Here is a 20,167-nt window from a genome sequence, read left to right on the forward strand (position 1 = left end):
CTCATTCGAAGAAGCGGAGTTTCCTACGAATCTGATTCGGAGCCGCATCGCATTCGGATGAAAGGAATTTCACACGCCGCATTCCGTGCGGTCTGTTTCGCGTCGGACGCTGGTCAGCTCTTCGTCTCGGCCATCTCCTCGGCCACATCCGCTTCCGCGACCTGCGCTTTCGCGACGTCCGCTACTTCGACGTCCGCTTTCGCGACGTCCGCCTCTGCGGCGTGCGCTTTCGCGACGTCCGCTTCTGAGAGGTCCGGCTCCGCGACGTCCGGCGCATCGTCCGTCCGCCGACGTGCGCGCAGATATGCCCACTGCAACACACCGAGCCCGGCCAAACCCGCGATCGCCGTGGCGATCCCGATCTGCCAGCCCGGCGGCCGCCAATCGACGACCAGTTCGGCGTTCTGCGTGCCGGGCGGGATGTCGACGGCGAGGAAGCTGCGGGCGACGTCGAACGTGGGCAGTTCGCGGCCGTTGAGCGTGACGCGATGGCCCGGCCAGGTGAGGCGGGAGAACACGACCCGGCCTCCGGTCGCGGAACTGACCTTCGCGCGGGTGGTGATGTCGTCGTAGGAGCCGGTCGATGTCGCGGTGACACCGGAGGTGTGCGCGATGGCGCCGTCGCGGGTGGAGGCGGGACCGCCCTGGCGCTCCAGCACCCAGATGAAGCGCTCGTGCCCGCGGTAGTCCACCCACTGCCAGCCGGGCGGTGCGGGGTGATCGCGCGCGTCGGGGTACTGCGCGCGGTGCAGGACGACCCGATCGACCTTCATCAGATCGACGACGGGAACGCCGGTCGACGGTTCGGCGGCGAAGGCGCGGCGGAACGCGTCCGGGCAGGTGCTGCCGTCCCATGCCATGCAGAGCAGTCCGGCGATTCCGGTGTGGCCGATGGGCGTGTAGGCGTTGACGTAGTCGAGTTCGAGCGCCTTGGCGTAGTTGCCGATGGCCAGCGATCCGTACGCGCCCGCGAGACCGCGGTCCTCGGGGGCGATGATCGCGCGGTCGGCGAGCTGCAAAGTGAGCCCGTCGAAATCCGGGAAGGCCGCACGCATCTCGGAGCGTTTTTCCGGGAAGTTGTACGACAGCGGGGTCAGCGGCGCGATCGCCACCTGCGTGAACGCGATCGGGAACATGGCGACCATGGTCAGCGCGCACGCCGCGACGATGCCGCGGTGGCGCGCGAGCCACACGACCGCGTAGCCGAGGGCCGCGACCACGACGGCGGCGATCAGATGCCGCAGCGCCAACAGCGGTGCGGCCGAGAACGATCGGACGAACAACAACCCGATCAGCACCCCTGCGGCGACCATCCGCCGTCGCGAGGCCGCGAAAGTTCCGTACCGGCTGAGCAATACGCAGACCAGCACCAGCAGCGCGATCGCCACCATCGGCAGCACCCGCGCGGGCCAGCGCAGCGGGCCGATCGCGCCGGGGCCCGCGGTCCACATCAGCACCGCCACCGCGAAGAACGCGATGCCGCTGAACTCCCGCGCGGAGCGGCGCGCCGCCCGCCAGTCGACGAAGGCGAGCGCGGGGATGAGGAACCACGCGATGTAGACCATCGGCAGCGGCTGCACGTGACCCCACCACGCGGTGAACGCCGGTGTGGTGCTCGGCAGGCTGGCGTTGAGCGACTCCGACCACGGCACCGTCAGGAACGGATCGTTGTGGATCTGCGCGCTACCGCGCCAAGTGACCTGCGAGGAGAGGATTCCGGAGAAGTTCGCGATCGCCGCGGTCAGCGCCGCGCAGCCGGAAGCGAGCATCAGCCGCACGGCGGGCGCCCAGCGCTGCTGGTGCACGATCTCGCCCGCCGCGACGGCGACGATCACCAGCGCCGATTCCACCGCGGGAAACGCGTATTGGACGGTGAGCGTGAGATACAGGAAGACGAACACCGGAATCGGTCCGCTGCGCCCGCGCGCGTAGTTCACGCCCGAGGCCCAGGCGTGCACCATCCACGCGGTCGCGACGTGCGGGGTGAACCAGCTCGCCTCGTCGAAGAACAGGAACCAGCCGCTCAGCGGGAACGCCACGCCCGCGACCGCGGCCCACGGCGCGCGTGCGCCGTACGCCAGGCAGATGCGGAAGACGCCGAGGCCGGCGATGATCGAGAAGACCAGCTTCACCAGCGTCGCGTAGAGGGCGAGGTCGTCCATCGAGGGGGCGATCAGGAAGACCAGCAGGTGGGCCGGATTGAGCAGCCCGGCTTCCTCGAGCGTGTAGTTGCCCGCCATCCACTCGTGCGGGATGAGGATCGGCAACCGGCCTTCCCGCAGCTGATTTCCGAGTGCCACCCACATGGGGGCGTACTGGGCCTCGGTATCGTCTGTGTAGTAGTGGCGCGGATCGGCAAGCAACACCGCCAGATAACCCGCGATCACTCCCAGTGAGGTAATCGCCCCCCACTTCAGGCCTACTCGGCGCGGTTCGATCGCCGCGATTGTGCTCACAAGGGGCGCAGCGTATTCGCACCGCAGGAACGAAGCAAGGACCGATTGGTGACGTTTGTCCGATTATTCGGCAATGATGTCCGGTTGGATTTTGCCTCTCCGCACGTGATAAGAGGGTTGCCATGTCATGTTCACCGTCTGTCTGCCTCGCGGAAACCAGAGGCCGAGGCGCGCGGGTCCGGCGCCGGTCGATGCCTCGATGAGGCCGCCGGAGCGGGTGTCGCCCGCGGTCGGCTCCGGCGATGTCGAGGACCGGCGCGGGGGTTCGGCGACCACTGCACCTGGCGCGATCAAACGACGTCTGGCTGGGGCGCCGCGGACTATCGAGCCGGACGAAGCCGGTCGGCGGCTTCGCTCGGAGCGGAAACACGTCTACCGGCACGACCTCGACGGCCTGCGCGGCGTCGCGATCGCCCTGGTGGTGGTGTTCCACATCTGGTTCGGCCGGGTCTCCGGCGGCGTGGATGTGTTCCTCGTCCTCTCCGGCTTCTTCTTCACCGGATCACTGCTGCGGCGCGCGGAATCGACCGGCACGGTCGAGCTCGGCGCCACGGCGCGGCGGTTGGGCAGGCGGCTGCTGCCCGGTTTGGTACTGGTGCTGGCCGTCGTCGCGTTCGTGACGGTGCTGATGCGCCCGTACACCCAGTGGGCGGGGTCGGCCGCGCAGACGCTGGCTTCGCTGCTGTACTACCAGAACTGGTATCTGGCGCTGTCCTGGTCGGACTACCTGGCGGCCGACCCGTCGGTGAGTCCGCTCCAGCACCTGTGGTCGATGTCGGTGCAGGGGCAGTTCTATCTCGTCGCGCTGGCCGGAATCGCGCTGCTGGTGGCGATCGTTCGCAGGTTCGGTCTGGCGTCCGCGTTGCGGCCGACGGTGGCGGTCGTGCTCGGTGGACTGGCCGTGGCCTCGTTCCTCTACGCCGCCCGCGGTGCGGAACTGCATCAGGGCTGGAACTACTACGACAGCCTGGCGCGCGGCTGGGAACTGCTCGCCGGTGCGCTGCTCGCCGTGCTCGCGCCGAAACTGGCCGTGCCGCACGCGCTTCGGGCGCTGCTCGCGGTGGCCGGTGCGCTCATCGTGCTGAGCTGCGGCTGGCTGACCAACGGCGCCAACGAGTTTCCCGGACCGGCGGCCCTGATTCCGGTGGGCGCGGCCGTCGCGCTGATCATGTCGGGCGCCGGCCTGCCGACCGCCGCCCAGCCGCTGCCGAACCGGTTGCTCGCCGCCGCGCCGATGGTCCGGCTCGGTGAGCTCGCCTACGCGCTGTACCTCTGGCACTGGCCGATCCTGATCTTCGTGCTCGCCGAGCGCGGCACGCCGACGGCGGGCATCGAAGGCGGACTCGCGGTGCTCGCGGCCTCCTGCACGCTGGCGTACCTGACCCACCGCTTCGTCGAGGAGCCGCTGCGGACCGGCTCGGTCGCTCGCCGCGCCGGCTATCGCCGCCGCGCGGGCCGGACGATCGTGCTCGTCGGCGCGACGCTGCTCGCTGTGGCGGTCGGAGCACAGGTGGTGACCAGGATGCTGCCGCCCCATCCGGTCGCGCAGCTGGATCCGACGCGCTATCCCGGCGCCGAGGCGTTGGCGGCGGGCGCGGCCGTCCCGCGGGCCGAGATGCGCCCGACGATCTTCGAGGCGCCCGCCGACGCCGCCTACCCGACGCGGGACAAGTGCATCGCTGACTGGGACACCCGCGACGTGATCACCTGCACCTACGGCGACGCGGACGCGGAACGCACCATCGCCGTGGTCGGCAGCTCGCACGCCGAGCACTGGGTGCCCGCGCTCGACGTGCTCGCCCGTGAATACGGCTTTCGCATCACGGTGTACCTGAAGATGGGTTGTCCGCTGACGGTAGCGGCCGAGCCGATGTACAAAGGCGAGCCGATTCCCGACTGCCGCGACTGGTCGGCGGAGGTGATCGACCGGCTCGGCGTCGACCGGCCGCAGTGGGTATTCACGACCGGCACCCGCCCGCGCGATCCCACCGGTGACGAGACCCCGACGGATTACCTCGAGGTCTGGTCCCGACTGGCCGATCACGGACTCAATGTGCTCGCCGTCCGCGACACGCCTTGGCTGCGCCGCGACAGCGTCCGCTACCGCGCCATCGACTGCCTGGCCCAGAGCGGCGACGGCGTCAGCTGCGGCATGCGCAGGACCGACGCGCTCGACGAGGTGAATCCCGCCGCCGAGCCCGCCGCGTCCTTTCCCAATGTGTTCCCGCTCGACCTGACCGACGCCGTCTGCACACCGGAGGTCTGCCCGGTGATCGAGGGCAACATCCTCGTCTATCACGACGAGCACCATCTGACCGCCAGCTATTCACGGTCGCTCGCGCCCGAACTCGGTCGCAGGCTGGCGCCGATCCTCGGCTGGTGGTGAGTCGGGGCCGGACGACCCGGCCCCGACCGTCACAGCGCCAGTAGCGCGCGCCTACCGAGTCGCGGATCGGCCAACGGCCGCACCGCGATTCGCATCAGCGCCAACGGATTGTCGTCGCCCGCGATGCGGTTCGCCTTGAGCGCGCCGCAGGCGGCGCACTGGTGCACGAGCAGCCACTCGCCGTCGTCGCGGGCCGAGAGGCTGACCGCGGACATCCGCCCGCCGCACGTCGACGCGCGGTCGCCGGGGATCCGGCCGTCGACGTGGCGGCTGGCCAGGCAGTGCGGGCAGTGGTTGCGGTGCGCGGTGCCCGGCGCCACGACCGACACCGCCATCCGGCAGCCGACGCAGCGGAACGCGTCGCCGGATTCGCCGCCCGGCCCGTGCAGCACATCCTTGCGGCGTTGCGCGCGAGTCGCTTTCGTCTTTCTTCGCGGCATCTCGCACCCCGCCTACAGATCGCCGAAGACTTCGAGCGGGAAGGGCGGTTCCGCGAGCGGACGCACGGCCAGTCGCATCAGGACGAGCTGATTGTCGTCGCGGGACACCGGGTACAGCGACAGCTCTTGGCAGCGGGTGCAGCGGTGCACCACCGACCAGGAACCGTTGCGCTGCACCGCGATAGACAGCGGGGCCATCCTGCCGTGGCAGTCGGAAGCGCCGCCGTCGACGTGATCGACGGTGTGCTGCGACGTGAGACAGCTCGGGCAGTGGTTGCGCCTGCTGTCGTCCGGCGCGAGCGTGGCGACGACGAGGCCGCAGCGCACGCAGGTGAAGGTGCCGGTCCGTAGCGCGGGGCTCGGACCGCGGTGGGTCGAGGTATTGGGGTGGGACACCCGGATTCTCCTTACTCCTTGGCTGTGTACAGAGCAGCGGGAGCAGGCCGAGTGCGCCTCGAAAGGTCAGTGACGGTCGGTGTTACCGGCGTGGTCGATTATCCGAGCCACGCATCGAGGCGCTCTCGGCACGAGCCGGGTCATACATCGACCTCCTTCCAGGCGACCGGGTTGGTCGCGGATCCACCGCGCGGTTGTGCGCGGGGGGAACTGTAGTACCGCGTTCGGGGCGCGGCCAGTGATTTTCCCGCGGGACCGCGCTCGGTCGCGGCGACCTCCACTTCGGCGCTTGGAGATCGCGGCACACTGCGGGGCATGGGCCGTATGCCGAGGCGTGACGGCGCGGAGGAGCGGGGTGACCGTCGGTGTCATCGCGCGTGACGGGAAGCGCCGTCAACGGGAGCTAGAGCACCGAGGAGCCTTGCTACCTGTCTTCAGCGGGGTGTGTTTCCGAGCGCGGCTACCGCTGCGGAGATCTGGCCTGCCACATCGAGAATCAATCGGAACACGTCCTCCGGCACCGGTTTCCCGTTGCACCACAACACATTGCATTCCGTCGACGCGTACGGTCCGACGCCGAGCAGAACGGCCGCGACCGTCATCGGGTCGATCAGCTTGCCGAGATCCTCCGGGCTCCGCATCAGCGGCTGATTCGGATCCTGGACCGCGTAGGGATCCTCGTAAGGCAGCGCGGGTAGATCGGTGACCGCGGCGACAGCCCTCCGGAACAGCTCCTTGTTGTCCGGATTGCTGGTGCCGGTGAGCATTCCGGTGAGGTTGCCCGGCTCGATGCGGGTGGGCACGCCGAGGCGGACGATCACCAGGTCGCGGCTGGGCACCACGGTGAGGAACTGGCCGAGCGCTCCGGAGAACGCGTACGTGTCGCGCGGCGAGCCGACGAACACCGGATGCGAATACAGCTGAGCGACAGGGACGTTCACACCGCGATAGGTGTCGCCCGCGTTGAGCCACCACAGGAATCCGTAGCCGCCGTTGGCTTCGGTCGGCGTGGTGGCCTGCCGGATGTACTCGGGATCGATGAGTGTCAGTTCTTCCCAACGGCCTTCCTGCAACAGCAGCCTGCCGATCCGGCCCAGGTCCGCCGGACGCATCGCCAGACCGCCGTTGACCGCGGTGTTTCCGCTGCGGTCACGCAGCCAGATCCAGTTGCCGCGGTCGATGCCGATCGGTTCCATGACTTCGCGCTGGACGAAATTTTGGAAGTCGACGCCGGTGGTGATCTCGATGATCTCGGGCAACAGCGCGAGGACGTTCTGGGCGTACTGGAACGTGCTGCCTGGCTCGTATTCGACCGGCGCGGCGAGGGTTTGCCGAACCGAATCGGTTTGCAGCCCCGCGAGATCGGCGGGCCAGCTGAAGTGGATGCCGGTGGTCTGGTTGAGCACCTGGCGCACGGTGATGCCCGCGTGCGCGGCGTCGGCCTGCGGGAAGAACTTGCCGAGCGGGTCGTCGAGGCCGAAGTGGCCCATGGTCACCGCGCGTCCGACGGCCACCGACGCCACACCCTTGCTGCCGCTGGCCAGCGGCATCGGCACATTGCCCGTCGGCGTGTGATCGCCGACCAGGCAGCCGTGCCGGTAGATCTGCACCGCGTGCGACCCGGTGCGCGCGCCCAACTCCACCGCGTCGGCCACCGCCGCCGGATCCATCCCGACCTCGGCGGCGTCCCTGCGTTCCGGCGCCTGCCCCGCGGCGGGTTCGGCGCAACCGGTCTCTGGCGCGGCCGTGGCGGCGGGGGACAGCAGTGCCGCCGTCACGAGCACGGCGGCGCCGAGCCAGGTCACCCAGGCGTTGCGGCGGAAGAGCATGGTGAATTTCCTTCTGCGGAGCGGTGTTTCGATGTCAGCCGAGTGCGTCGGCGTGGGCATTGCGGTGGACGCTGAAGTAGGTCGGATCCGCGGGCAGTCGCCAATCCGGTCCGGTGAACCAGCTCGCCGCGTCGGCGTCGCCGAGGGCCAGGTAACGCAACCAGGCGATCGCGGCGCCCGCCGAGCGGTAGTGCTCGATGCCGTCCACGGGCGAGAAATGGGTGACGCCACGGGCATTGGCGATCCACGAGGGCGCGGCCATGATGTTGTACTGCCACCACCGCACCCACGCGAAGTCCGGAACGACGAAATCGTTGTAGCCGGTGAGGAACAGCGTCGGCACGCCGATCGCCGCGCCGAGCGCGAGCGGCCCCGGTTCGATGGCGAGCACCCCGATGACACGCAGCTCGGGATCGATCAGCGTCGCGGCGGCGGGGAAGATCGTGCCTGCTTGCAGCGCTGCTTGGCCGCCCGCCGAGTGCCCGCCGAACACGGTGCGGCCCAGGTCGATCTTGCCGAACAGTGGCGAGTTCGGATCACGGTTCGCCAGCACGGCCACGGCGAGACCGAGCGCGGGCACATAGGCCAGCGAGTTGAAGAAGTCGTAGGGCACCACCACCGCGAAACCCTGTTCGGCGAAACGCTTGGCGAGCGCGTCGTACATTCCGGGGTTGGCGTTGATGCCGGGTGTGAAGACCAGCAGCGGCGCGCTCGGCAGCTCGGCGATGTCGGCCGGGTAGTAGGTGTTCACGCCCACCGGCGACTCCAGGCCGTGCGGAAAGGCTTGGGTGCAGGTGGGATCCGCGGTGTTGCCGAACAGGTGCACGCCGATGTGGGTGACCATGCCGTAGATCGATTCCTGGCAGGGATTGGTCCGCACCTCGGTGGCCACGACGTGCGGGCCGGGCTGGTTGAAGATCTCCTGCGCGGTGCGCGGGTCCTCGGCGTGCGCGGCGGCCTGCGCGGTCACCAGCGTCGCGAGCGCGATCAGCAGTGCGGCAACCGCGCGGCGCGGGCCGTTCGTCCTCGTCATCGAGGTCCCCCTGGTACTCGGGTCGATCGACCGCGCGGATCTGTGGAACCGGACGGTCTCAGATCGCGACTGTAGCGCAGGAGTGTTCCACGACACAATCGCTGTCGGGGACGGGATGGATCACGAAGAGTGGCCGGGCTCGGGCTCTCTCGGGTGTCCCGGTGCGCGGCGCGGTCGGTGTCCGCCGCGGTCGGTTTCGCTGATCGCCTCGCCGACCATGGCGCGCACCGCGTCGCGCAGGCCGTACAGCGGGTGGTGGGCGGCGGGCCCGGCGCCGGGATCCTCGCGTAACTCCGTCAGCAGCGACCAGCACAGCGCGAGCATCACCAGCACGAACGGCAGGGCGACCAGGATCGTCGCGGTCTGGAGCGCACCGAGCCCGCCGGCGACGAGCAGAACGGCGGCGACCGCGGCCATCAGGGTGCCCCAGACCACCACCAGCCAGGACGGCGGATGCAGCGAACCTCGGCTGGTCAGCGAACCCATCACCAGCGACGCGGAATCCGCGCTCGTCACGAAGTACGTCATCACCAGAATCATGGAGACCCACGACGTGACGACCTCGGCCGGCAGCGCTTCCAGCATGCCGAACAGCGCGGCCTCGGCGTCGGCGGCGTGGGCGGTCAGATCGCCGACGCCGGTGGTGGTGGCCCGGATCGCGGTGCCGCCCATGACGCAGAACCAGACCACCGTCACCCCGCTGGGCACCAGCAGCACCCCGATCAGGAATTCGCGGATGGTGCGCCCGCGCGAGATCCTGGCGACGAAAGTGCCGACGAACGGCGCCCAGGACAGCCACCACGCCCAGTAGAAGATCGTCCAGGTGCCCATCCACGTCGGGTCGGCGTAGGCGCCGGTGCGGGTCGCCATCGGTAGCAGGTTCGACAGGTAGTTGCCGACGCTCGCCGGGATCGTGTCCAGGATGTAGACGGTCGGTCCGAGCGTGAAGACGAACAGCGCGAGCAACCCGGCCAGCGTGATGTTCAGCGTCGAAAGCCATTTCACGCCGCGGTGCAGTCCGGAGAACGCCGAGACGACGAAGGCGGCGCCGAGGCCGCCGATGACGATCAGCTGCACGGTCACCGAATCGGGGGTGCCGATCGTGAGATTCAGTCCTTTGGCCACCTGGAGCGCCCCGAGCCCGAGACTGGTCGCCGTGCCGAACACGGTGGCGAACACCGCGAGCAGGTCGATCACCTGACCCTGCCACCCCGCGGCGCGGCGCGCGCCGAGCAGCGGAACGAAGGCGGCCGAGAGCCGATTGCCGCGCCCTTTGCGAAAACTGGCGTACGCCAAGGCCAATCCGACGATGCCGTAGATCGCCCACGGCGTCAGCGTCCAGTGGAACAGCGAGAATTGCAGCGCGGCGCTCGCCGCCGCGGTGGTCTGCGGTTCGACGCCCGCGGCGGGCGGCGGCGACACGAAATGCTGGAGCGGTTCGCCGACGCCGTAGAACATCAAGCCGATGCCCATGCCCGCGCTGAACATCATGGCGATCCACGCGAGGTTGCTGAACTCCGGTTCCGCGTCGTCGGCGCCGAGCCGGACCCGCCCGAAACGGCTGGCCGCGATCACCACGCAGAGCACGAGGAACAGGTCGGCGGACACGACGAACAGCCAGTCGAAGTTGCCGAGCACCCAGTCGAGCGCCGTGTCCGAAACCGATCCGAAGCTGCTCTTTCCCAGCGCCGCCCAGCCGACGACGCACGCGACGGCCGCGACGCCGATCCCGATGAGGCGCAGGTCCGGCACGGTGGGATGTTGCGGTGTCTCGCTGTCCATCGCCTCCAACTATCGCCGGTAACGGTGGGATAGCCGAGGTGGCGCGCCGTACCCGAGTACGCTCTGGGGAGCACTTGGCTCAACGTGACGGATTTTCGTTTCCAGACGAGGGACGGGCCATGAACATCGCACTGTGGATTGTCGCCGGGTTGCTCGCGGTGGTGTACCTGGCCGCGGGGCTCGCGAAGCTCGCGCAGCCGTACGAGAAGCTCGCCGCGAATCCGAGCATGGGCTGGGCGCGGGAGTTCTCGCCCGGTGCCGTCCGTCTGATCGGCGCCGCCGAACTGCTCGGCGCCGCGGGCCTGATCCTGCCCCGCGCCACCGGTATCGCCGTGATCCTCACGCCGCTGGCCGCGCTCGGCCTCGCCGCGCTCCAGGTCGGCGCGATGGTGGTGCACTATCGCCGTGGCGAGGCGAAGAACCTGCCGATGAACGTGGTGTTGCTGCTCCTCGCGCTGTTCGTCGCGATCGGTCGATTCGCCGACTGGGGCTGAACCGAAGAGCGCCTCGGCCGGTGCGAACGCCGAGCCGCGCGAGGTACCCGGCCGCTCCCGCGGCGATTAGAGTCGGTGTCGGGGCGTCTGTGGCCGTGGGGATCCGGCCGATTGCTGGGAGCGTGACAGTCAGGAGTACACGTAACCGAAGTACGTGAGGGGGAGGACGTATGTGGTTTCTTGTCGATACGGCGGAGCCGGACAAGGTGATTCGGTATCTGCCGAAGGAGGGGACGGTGCGGGCGCGTTCGCTGCACCGGGCGATACGACCGGCGGCGCTTGCCGGGGCGGCGGGCGCGGTCGTCGAGCGGGCGGTCGAGGGTGCGCGGCGGTGCGAACGAACGATGGTCGTGCGCGGCGAAACGCATCGGCTGCTGGCGATTCCGGTGCCGGGACCGGACGGCGCGGTAATGGCCGTGCTGCTGTGGGCCGGTCCGTCGCGTACCGATCCACCAGCGCCGCCGGTCGTAGACGCGTTCGTGTGGGACAGTCGCCAGTGGATGTTGCGCAACCACGGCGGCGGGGGATCGGTGCTGCCGCAAGGACACCCGCTGCTGCACGGCGCCTGGTTCCTGTCGCGAATCATCGAGTGCGAGGACCGCGACCGGCTGATGACCGCGGCGCTCGAACCGCACCCCGGCGTCGCGTGGCGGGGTCCCATGCAGGTGCGCACACCCGACGACCGCACCGCGCGGGTATTCGGCTTCCTGCGCTATCACGACGCGGGCACGCTGCGCGGGTTGTTGCTGGCGGTGACGGCGGACCGCGCGCCGGGCCTGGTGCCGGCGACGTACCGCGACGACGCGGCCGTCACGCTGCTCGGCGGCACGACCGCGCTGATCGACGCCGAGACCATGCAGATCATCGAGTGGCTGACCCCGCCGCTCGGCGACATCGCCTGGCGGCATCACCCGGCCTCGCGCGGCCTCGATCCGGACGACGGCCGCGAATTCAATTTGGCCACTACCCATCTCGTGCATCCAGACGATGTCGACGGCTACCTCGGCGCGCTGCGCGAACTCGCCGAGCAGCGCAGCGACCGAACCAGAGTGGCGGTGCGGCTGCTGACGTTGCGCCAGGACTGGCGGTCCGTCGAGCTGTACGGCGCAAGGTTGCCCAGCGGACAGCCTCGGTTTCTGATCTGCCTGATCCGGCCGCTCGAGTCGGATCCGGTGCCCCAGTAGGGAAACGGGACGCGGTCGGGTCGATCGCCGACGGTCGGTCGGTGCTCGACCCGGCGCGGGTGCCGCAGGGGTGGCTCGGGCGTTGCTATCGGTTCGCTGTTCGGCGGCCCGAGCGCCATTCCCCAGGGCGATCGGAGGCGGCGTCGGTGCGGACAACGGCGTCGCATCCGGCGCCGTCGCGCGTCGTCTTACAGGACATCTGTCCAGTTCAGCGCACCCGACCGGCCGGACAGGCGGTAGGACATGTGATCGGTACCACCCGGATCATGTTGATAGCATGGCGTTTCTAGCCGACCGGATGCGGGCGGACCCCTGGATGCACCTCGAAAGAGTCTTTCCATGCAGTTTGAAATCGTCGAGCGGGATGAGACGTGGGTTGCCGGATTGCCGGTGCGCAGCCCGAAGCGTGCGCTCGGGAAACTGCGTGACCACGATCTGGAGGCGGCATGGGCGGCCGTGCTGCACCAGGAGCTCGGGGGGCCGCTCGCCAGCGCCTACACCGACTACACCGGCGAACTCGGCACGTACAACTCCCAGATCGTCGGATACCAGTGCGGCTCCTTCGCCGAGGTGACTCGTGGCCATCTGGTCGCCCGCCTGCCGCGCGGCAGCTACGCGAAGTTCTCTTCGGTCGGTAATTTTCCGCAGGTGATGACCGACCTCTGGACGCAGATCGCCTACGCCGAGGAACACAACCAGATCAAACGGACCTATACCGGCGATTTCGAGTGCTACCCGCACGCGTACAAGATCGATCTGTACCTGGCGGTCGATCCTCGATGAGTTACGCGATCGTCGTCCGCAACGAGGCGCTCTTCGGCGGACTGGTGGTGCCGAGGGTGCGCCCGAGTTTCAAGGTCAGCAACAGCGACTTGATCGAGTTCCTGAAGGACCGGTTGCGCGATCGCGGGGCGGCCGCTCAGCCCATGTACACCGTGTATGTACCCGATCCGGCCGGAAACTACAACGCGATGGTCTGTTACGAATACGCGGAACCGAGCGATGTTCCTGTCGGCGATCTGCTCGTGCGGGTACCGAAGGGTGTCTACGCTCGGTTCGAACCGAATGGGGACTATCACGACCCGGTAGAGGACGTGTGGGCGCAAGTCGACGACGCGACGGCGTCCGCGGAAATCACGCGGGCCTATCGGGAGGAGATCGAGGTCTGGCGCGGGCCGGACGCGGTCGAGTTGTTCATCTCCATCCTTGTGTGATAGCTGCGAGTTAACTAAATGTGAACCGACTGGTCTCTCCTTTTCAACTTAGGAATACCTTGCAGCCTTTGACCTGCATGTATTTCGGGGTACACGATTAGTTTTCGGGAGATTAACCAGACGCCTGGTGAATTCATGCCGGATGACGGATACTGCCCTAGGCAAACTCTCCCGGAGCGCTCGGGCGGCGGGTGAGTTGGTCGGCCCGGCTCGAAACCGCGCGCGGGCGCGGTAGCAACGGAGTAGGAACACCATGACTGTCGAAACAGTCGCAGTCGGCGCCTTCGGCGCGCGCGATGCCGAGGTGTTGCGGTTTCGCGACATGCATTCCGGTTATGTCTTCCATGTGGCTCCTCCGGACGCGCATCCGGATCTGTGGCGACGCTATCTGCGCGGTGCGCTGCGCGTTTACCGACACTACGAAGTCGATCCGGCATTGGAATACGAGAAAGTCTCCGACGGGCGCTCGACGTCGTTGTTCTTCGCGGCCGTCGACCCGGCGGGCCGGGTGGTAGCCGGGCTGCGGGCGCAGGGGCCCTACCTCGTCGAGGACGAGGTGCACGGGCTCGGCGCGTGGGCAGGACGCCCCGGCGAGGCCGACCTTCGCGCGATGATCGCCGAGCGGATTCGCGAGGGCATCGTGGAGGTCAAGGCGGTTTGGGTGGCGCGCAACGGCATTGCGCACCGTGCCCAGCTCGGCGCCGCGATCTCGCGCTGTGTCGTGCACGCGGCCTGGTTGCTCGGTGCGCGATTCGGTTTCGTCACCGCCGCGGCGCACACCGCTCGCCTCTACGAATCCAGCGGCGGACGGATCGCCGAGGGAGTGCCGCCGGTGCCGTATCCGGACGATCGGTATCGCACCGTCCCGCTCTGGTGGGACACCCGCGCGTACCGCGCCAACGCCAGCAAGCTGCAAGGCTCGCTGCTCGCCCTCGAGCGCGCGGCGCTCGGCGCCTGGTTCGCGCAGGCGCGCCGCCTGTCCACCGCGGTCGACGCTCGGACGGGGGGACTGGCGCAGGCATGAACGGTGACCCTGGTCCCGCCGCGGACTATCGGCCGCTGATCCTCGACGAGACGGTGCCGGACGAAGCGTCCGTCCTCACGCAACTGCGTAAGTCACCGATGATCCGCATTCTCGACCTGCGTGACGTGCTGCACGCCGAACTACGCAAGGTGCTGAATCCGCCCGACGACCAGGGCGTTCCGGAAACGGACCGTTGGGTCTACTACCCGTGGCGGCGCACGCTGGTCGGACTGCCCGGCGAACGGACCTTCCGCGCGATCCGGCTCGACCGCAACCGCAACAAGGTGACCCGCGCCGAACAGCGGCGGCTCGGGGGCTTGGCGATCGGGGTGGTCGGGCAGAGCGTCGGACACGCCATCGCGCACACCCTCGCCATGGAGGGCTCCTGCGGGCTACTACGCCTGGCGGATTTCGACCACATCGAGTTGTCGAACCTGAATCGGGTGCCCGGCAACATCTTCGACATCGGCGTGAACAAGTCGATCGTGACCGCGCGTCGCATCGCCGAGCTCGATCCGTACCTGCCGGTGGAGGTGTACACCGCGGGGATCGACGAGCACTCGGTGGACGAGTTCCTGCGCGGGCTGTCGATCGTCGTCGAGGAATGCGACTCGCTCGACGTCAAGTTCGCGGTCCGCGAGGGCGCGCGCCGCCACCGGCTGCCGCTGCTGATGGACACCAGCGACCGCGGCCTGTTCGACGTGGAGCGCTACGACCTGGAACCGGAGCGACCGCCCTTCCACGGCCTGCTCGGCTCGACCACCGCGGCCGATCTGCGCGGGCTCTCCACCAAGGAGAAGGCGCCGCACGTGATGCGGATCCTCGATCCGAAGGAACTCTCGGCGCGGATGGCCGCGAGCCTGGTGGAGATCGACGAGACCGTCACCACCTGGCCGCAGCTCGGCGGCGACGTGCAGCTCGGCGCCGCCATCGTCGCCACGGCGGTGCGCCGGATCGGCCTCGGCTACAAGCTGTCCTCCGGCCGGACCAGGATCGACCTGGAGCGCGGACTCGACGGACTCGCCGAGCCGGAACCCGAAGACCTGGTCTGGGAGAACGAACCCGACCCCGCCGCCGCGCCGCAGGGATCCGCGTGGGTGAACGTGCTGCACTGCGCGCAGCGTGCGCCCTCGGGCGGCAACACCCAGCCGTGGCGGCTGTGGATCGAGGGCGACGCGCTGCGCATCGACCTCGCCGCGAATCGGTCCTCGTCGCTCGACATCGGCTACCGCGGCAGCGCGGTGGCGATCGGCGCCGCGCTGCACAACGCGCGAGCGGCCGCCGCGGCGCACGGCGTCCTCGGCGGTCATCGCTTCGTCGAGGACGACGGCTTCACCGCGCTGCTGGAGTTCGGGTCGGGCTCGGATCCGCTGTTGGCCCGCGACTACCCCGCTGCCCTTGCCCGCGACACCAATCGCAAGCTCGGCACCGGCGCGCCGCTCGGCGACGGTGTGCTTGCCGGTCTCGCCGCGGCCGCAGGCGCGGAGGGCGGCGCGGTACACGCGATCACCGGCCGCGCCGAGCTGGCCGAGGCGGCCGCGCTGATCGGCGAGTCCGACCGGATCCGCCACCTCACCCCGCGGCTGCACCAGGAGATGTACAGCGAGCTGCGCTGGCCGGGCGAGGACCTGCGCACCGGCATCGACGTGCGCGGCATGGAGCTGGCGCCGGACGAGCAGGCCAAGATGCGGATCGGCGGACGCGCCGATGTGATGGCGAGATTGCACGAGTGGTCCGGTGGTGTCGCGCTCGGCGAGTACAGCCGGGATCGGGTGCTGTCCAGCTCGGCTCTCGTCGCGGTGACTCTGCCGTGCCGACCGGGGCCGGAAGGCGCGAGTCTGGCCGATTACGCCACCGCCGGGGCGGCGTTGCAGCGTGTCTGGCTGGAGGCAGAACGTCGCGGTTTGGCCGTGCAACCGGTGTCCCCGGTGTTCCTCTACGCACGGCACCCCGACGAGCTGATCGCGATTTCCCCGGATTTCGCGGATACACTAACGTCACTTCAGGGCCGTTTCCTGGACCTGCTGGGAGTGCCTGGACATGAGATCATGGCATTGGTGCTTCGCCTGAGCTACGCGGCAGCAGCCACGGTCCGCAGCGGGCGGCTTCCAGTGCCGGGTGCGGGCGACCGCAGCTAGCACGATCGGAGACAAGGTGCCTCGGCGAACGCTCGACTCACTGGTGACGCAAGTCGCCGCCGAGTTGATGGGCGTCGACGCCACGACCATGGTGGCGGCGAGCGAACGCGTGCTCGCCAAACTGGTCGAGCATTTCGACGTCGACTTCAGCTACCTGCGCCACACCGACCGGGAACGGCGCGCCACCGTGCTCGTCGCGGAATGGCCGCACCGCGGCGAGATCCCCGACCCCGATCCGCTGAAGGTGGTCCAGTTCGAGAACGCCGACTCGGTGTTCCGCGAACTCGAGTTCGCCACCGAGCCGATCGTGGTGCGCCCCGACCACCGCTCCGCCGACTACCAGGAGACGATCCGGCGCTCTTCGGGGATTCCCCAGGTGGCCATGGCGTGCGTGCCGCTCATCTCGCGCGGCGAGTCCACCGGCGTGCTCGGTTTCATCAAACAGGGCGACCGGGACTGGAGCACCAGGGAGCTCAACGTGCTCAAGGCGATCGCCGCCCTGTTCGCGCAGGTGCAGGCGCGGGTGGTGGCCGAGGAGCGGCTGCGCTACATCGCGCTGCACGACGATCTGACTGGTCTGGCGAACCGGCGCGCGCTGCTCGAGCACATGGAGGACCGACTACGGCCCGGCAATCCGGGACCGGTGGCGGCGTTCTTCCTCGATCTCGACCGGTTGAAAGCGCTCAACGACTTCCTCGGCCACACCGCGGGCGACAACTTCATCCGCACGCTCTCCTCGCGCCTCAGGGAGAACCTGGACCCGAACGACATGATCGCCCGCCTCGGCGGCGACGAGTTCGTCATCGTGCCCGCCAAGCCGATGGACGCGGTCACCGCGGAGTTGGAGGCCACCAGGATCCAGCAGCTCATCGGCCGCCGGGTGACCGTCGGCGGCGAATCGGTGAGCAGGGGCGCGAGCGTCGGCGTCGCGGTGGGCGTCCCCGGCGAGACCACGGTCGCCGACGTGCTGCGCCGCGCCGACCACGCCCTGCTCTCGGCCAAATCGGGCGGCGGCAACGGCGTCGCGGTGTTCACCGACGCCATGCGCGCCCAGTTCGAACTCCAGGACGACGTGGAGCTGAACCTGCGCGGCGCGGTCTCCGACGGCTCGCTGCTGCTGCACTACCAGCCCGAGGTGGACCTGCGCACCGGTCGCATCGTCGCGCTGGAGGCGCTGGTGCGCTGGATGCATCCGACAAGGGGACTGCTGCCGCCCGGTGCGTTCGTCACCGTCGCCGAGGCGACGAATCTGGCGGGCGAGCTCGGCCGGTGGGTCATCCGCTCGGCCTGCGCGCAATTCGCCGAATGGCGCCGCCGCGGTCTGGCCGCCAACGTGGTGATGCGCATCAACGTCTCGCCGGTGCAGCTCGTCAGCCTGGACTTCGTGGAGCGGATCGAGGACATTCTGCGGCTGTTCGGGATCGACGGCAGTTCGGTCTGCCTGGAGATCACCGAGCACGTGGTCGTCCAGGATCTGGCCCGCACCCAGGTGACGTTGCGCGGGCTCAAGCGGATGGGCGTGCAGATCGCCATCGACGATTTCGGCACCGGCTACAGCTCGCTGTCGCATCTGAAGGCGCTGCCGGTGGACGCGGTCAAGATCGACCGCGGTTTCGTGCAGCGGCTCGGCGCGAGCACCGACGACCTCGCCATCGTGAAGTCCATCATCGGCCTGGCCGGTTCGTTCGGGCTCGGCGTCGTCGGCGAGGGCGTGGAGACCGCGGTGGCCGCCCGCACGCTGGTCGGGCTCGGTTGCTATCGGGCGCAAGGCTTTTTGATCGCCAGGCCGATGCCCTCCGATCAGGTCGAGTCGCACCTCGCGCTCGGCCGGATTCCGTTGGACCTGGACCTGCCGCGGGCCGCGCGCGGCGTAGCGAAACACTGACCGCCGATTTTCACTGCTGTTCACCGCCCGTTGAGCGCTACGGTGCCGCGGGTATCCAGTTGCGCTGCGACGATCGGCGGGTGCGCATCGTGCAGCTGGCGAACTTCTACGGTCCGCGGTCCGGTGGGCTGCGCACCGCACTGCATCATCTGGGTGCTGGCTACGTGGCGGCCGGGCACGAGGTGGTGCTGATCGTGCCGGGACCGCGCCGCAGCGAGGAGCTGCTGCCCGGCGGCGCGCTGCGGATCACCTTGCCCGCCTTGGCCATTCCGTGGACCGGCGGTTACCGCGCCGCCGACCCGCGCCGGGTCGCCGACGTGCTCACCGGGCTGCGGCCCGACGTACTCGAGGTGTCCGACCGGCTCACGCTGCGCGGTTTCGGCCGCTGGGCGAGTCGCCGCGACGTGGCGAGCGTGATGATCTCGCACGAACGACTCGACCGGCTGCTCGGTCAGGTCCTGCCCGGCTCGCTGGCCCGTCGGTGCGCCGACATCGCCAACCGGCACACCGCCGCCGAGTACGACATCGTGGTCTGCACAACGGAATTCGCGCGCGCGGAGTTCCTGCGGATCGGCGCGCCGAACGTCGAGCTGGTTCCGCTCGGTGTGGATCTGGACCTGTTCAGCCCGCGTCGCCGGGATCGCCGCCTGCGCGCCGACCTCGCGGCGGCCGGGCATCCACTGCTGGTGCACTGCGGGCGGCTCTCGGTCGAGAAGCGCGTCGACCGCAGCATCGAGGCGGTGGCGGAGCTGCGCAAAGCGGGCACCGAGGCGCGGCTCGTCGTCGCGGGCGACGGACCCCGCCGCGACGCGCTGGAACGGCGCGCGCGTGCGTTGCCGCCGCTGCCGAGCGGGCAGCCCGCCGTGCACTTCACCGGCTTCATCACCGATCGGGCGATGGTCGCGAAATTGCTTGCCACCGCGGATGTCTCGCTCGCGCCCGGGCCGCACGAGACCTTCGGTCTCGCCGCACTGGAAGCGCTGGCGGCGGGCACGCCCGTGGTCGCGAGCCGCTCCTCGGCGCTCGCCGACATCGTCACCGCCGACTGCGGCGCGGTCGCCGACGACCACCCCACCGCCTTCGCCGAGGCCGTCACCGACGTGCTCGCGATGCCCGCCGTCGGCCGCCGCCGCGCCGCCCGCACCCGCGCCGAACAATTCACCTGGCCCCGTGCGGTTGCGGGCATGCTCGCCGTCCTCGGCCGCTAGCCCACCGCCGCCCGGCGCCAGGCCGCCGCCGCCCGCCCGGCGCTAGGCCGCCGCCGTCCGGAGCGCGGGGCGCTCCCACACAGATTCGGTGCGCCTCACACAGGCGGTGCCTATGTGAGGCGTATGAACGCTGTGTGGCAGCCCAAGCCCTCGCTGCGGATCCGTATGCCTCGTAGGGCGCGACCGCTGCGGCGCGCGTTGAATGCTTTGCGAGTATCCGCGCGTCCCACATAGGTTGGGTGCGCCTCACAGAGGCGGTGCCTGTGTGAGGCGTGCGAACGCTCTGTGGCAGCCGAGTCCCTCGAGTACGCCTCGCAGGGCGTGCGACCGCTGCGGCGCGCGTGATTGCTTTGCGAGTCCGGGTGTCCCACACAGGTTCGGTACGCCTCGCATAGGCGGTGCCTATGTGGGGCGTGCGAACGCTGTGTGGCAGCCGAGTCCCTCGAGTACGCCTCGCAGGGGCGTGCAGCCGCTGCGGCGCGCGTGATTGCTTTGCGAGTCCGGGTGTCCCACACAGGTTCGGTACGCCTCGCATAGGCGGTGCCCATGTGGGGAGTGCGAACGCTGTGTGGCAGCCGAGTCCCTCGAGTACGCCTCGCAGGGCGTGCAGCCGCTGCGGCGCGCGTGATTGCTTTGCGAGTCCGGGTGTCCCACACAGGTTCGGTACGCCTCGCATAGGCGGTGCCCATGTGGGGAGT

15 protein-coding genes are annotated in these 20,167 nt (G+C 69.3%); 9 read left to right on the top strand and 6 right to left on the bottom strand.

All coding sequences use genetic code 11. From position 1 onward, the window contains the following. Positions 1–113: 113 nt before the first annotated feature. Positions 114–2,447: a hypothetical protein gene (locus NAM01S_RS13060; RefSeq protein ID WP_372511631.1), complete on the bottom strand. Its 2,334-nt coding sequence runs from the start codon at positions 2,445–2,447 to the stop codon at positions 114–116. Positions 2,448–2,655: 208 nt separating this feature from the next. Here NAM01S_RS13060 and NAM01S_RS13065 point away from each other — a divergent pair, with 208 nt between their 5' ends. Beyond that, a complete protein-coding gene (locus NAM01S_RS13065) occupies positions 2,656–4,842 on the top strand; it encodes an acyltransferase family protein (RefSeq protein ID WP_084482904.1) in 2,187 nt (728 codons plus the stop codon). 29 nt (positions 4,843–4,871) lie between these two features. Here NAM01S_RS13065 and NAM01S_RS13070 read toward each other — a convergent pair whose 3' ends face one another. From NAM01S_RS13070 to NAM01S_RS13090, 5 genes are all read right to left on the bottom strand, one after another. After that, positions 4,872–5,282, bottom strand: a complete 411-nt coding sequence (locus NAM01S_RS13070; RefSeq protein ID WP_067784366.1) for an RNHCP domain-containing protein — start codon at positions 5,280–5,282, stop codon at positions 4,872–4,874. A 12-nt stretch (positions 5,283–5,294) separates the two neighbouring features. After that, on the bottom strand, positions 5,295–5,678 hold the full coding sequence (locus NAM01S_RS13075; RefSeq protein ID WP_067784367.1) for an RNHCP domain-containing protein: 384 nt from the start codon (positions 5,676–5,678) through the stop codon (positions 5,295–5,297). Positions 5,679–6,112: 434 nt separating this feature from the next. After that, positions 6,113–7,507, bottom strand: coding sequence for a serine hydrolase domain-containing protein (locus tag NAM01S_RS13080; protein WP_067784369.1), 1,395 nt, complete (start codon positions 7,505–7,507; stop codon positions 6,113–6,115). Positions 7,508–7,541: 34 nt separating this feature from the next. Continuing rightward, on the bottom strand, positions 7,542–8,540 hold the full coding sequence (locus NAM01S_RS35740; RefSeq protein ID WP_067784372.1) for an alpha/beta hydrolase: 999 nt from the start codon (positions 8,538–8,540) through the stop codon (positions 7,542–7,544). A 120-nt stretch (positions 8,541–8,660) separates the two neighbouring features. After that, positions 8,661–10,322: a BCCT family transporter gene (locus NAM01S_RS13090; protein WP_067784375.1), complete on the bottom strand. Its 1,662-nt coding sequence runs from the start codon at positions 10,320–10,322 to the stop codon at positions 8,661–8,663. 119 nt (positions 10,323–10,441) lie between these two features. Here NAM01S_RS13090 and NAM01S_RS13095 point away from each other — a divergent pair, with 119 nt between their 5' ends. The 8 genes from NAM01S_RS13095 (at position 10,442) to NAM01S_RS13130 (ending at position 19,469) form a co-directional block, all read left to right on the top strand. Further along, entirely contained in the window at positions 10,442–10,816 is a 375-nt protein-coding gene (locus NAM01S_RS13095; protein WP_067784379.1) for a DoxX family protein, read from the top strand. Between the two features lie 170 nt (positions 10,817–10,986). Then, a complete protein-coding gene (locus tag NAM01S_RS13100; RefSeq protein WP_067784383.1) occupies positions 10,987–12,000 on the top strand; it encodes a GAF domain-containing protein in 1,014 nt (337 codons plus the stop codon). A gap of 339 nt (positions 12,001–12,339) precedes the next feature. Then, a complete protein-coding gene (locus NAM01S_RS13105) occupies positions 12,340–12,783 on the top strand; it encodes a GyrI-like domain-containing protein (RefSeq protein ID WP_067784386.1) in 444 nt (147 codons plus the stop codon). Further along, entirely contained in the window at positions 12,780–13,214 is a 435-nt protein-coding gene (locus NAM01S_RS13110; protein ID WP_067784389.1) for an effector binding domain-containing protein, read from the top strand. The genes NAM01S_RS13105 and NAM01S_RS13110 overlap by 4 nt, the downstream gene beginning before the upstream one ends. 253 nt (positions 13,215–13,467) lie before the next feature. Beyond that, positions 13,468–14,238, top strand: a complete 771-nt coding sequence (locus tag NAM01S_RS13115; RefSeq protein ID WP_067784392.1) for a hypothetical protein — start codon at positions 13,468–13,470, stop codon at positions 14,236–14,238. Beyond that, positions 14,235–16,376, top strand: a complete 2,142-nt coding sequence (locus tag NAM01S_RS13120; RefSeq protein ID WP_067784395.1) for an Rv1355c family protein — start codon at positions 14,235–14,237, stop codon at positions 16,374–16,376. Before NAM01S_RS13115 ends, NAM01S_RS13120 begins: the two co-directional genes overlap by 4 nt. A 43-nt stretch (positions 16,377–16,419) precedes the next feature. Beyond that, on the top strand, positions 16,420–18,261 hold the full coding sequence (locus tag NAM01S_RS13125; RefSeq protein ID WP_281256186.1) for a putative bifunctional diguanylate cyclase/phosphodiesterase: 1,842 nt from the start codon (positions 16,420–16,422) through the stop codon (positions 18,259–18,261). An 80-nt stretch (positions 18,262–18,341) separates the two neighbouring features. After that, positions 18,342–19,469 (top strand): glycosyltransferase, encoded by a 1,128-nt coding sequence (locus NAM01S_RS13130; RefSeq protein WP_067784398.1) that lies wholly within the window; start codon positions 18,342–18,344, stop codon positions 19,467–19,469. Positions 19,470–20,167 lie beyond the last annotated feature (698 nt).

The organism is Nocardia amikacinitolerans NBRC 108937 (assembly GCF_001612615.1).
GTDB classification, from domain to species: Bacteria; Actinomycetota; Actinomycetes; order Mycobacteriales; family Mycobacteriaceae; genus Nocardia; species Nocardia amikacinitolerans.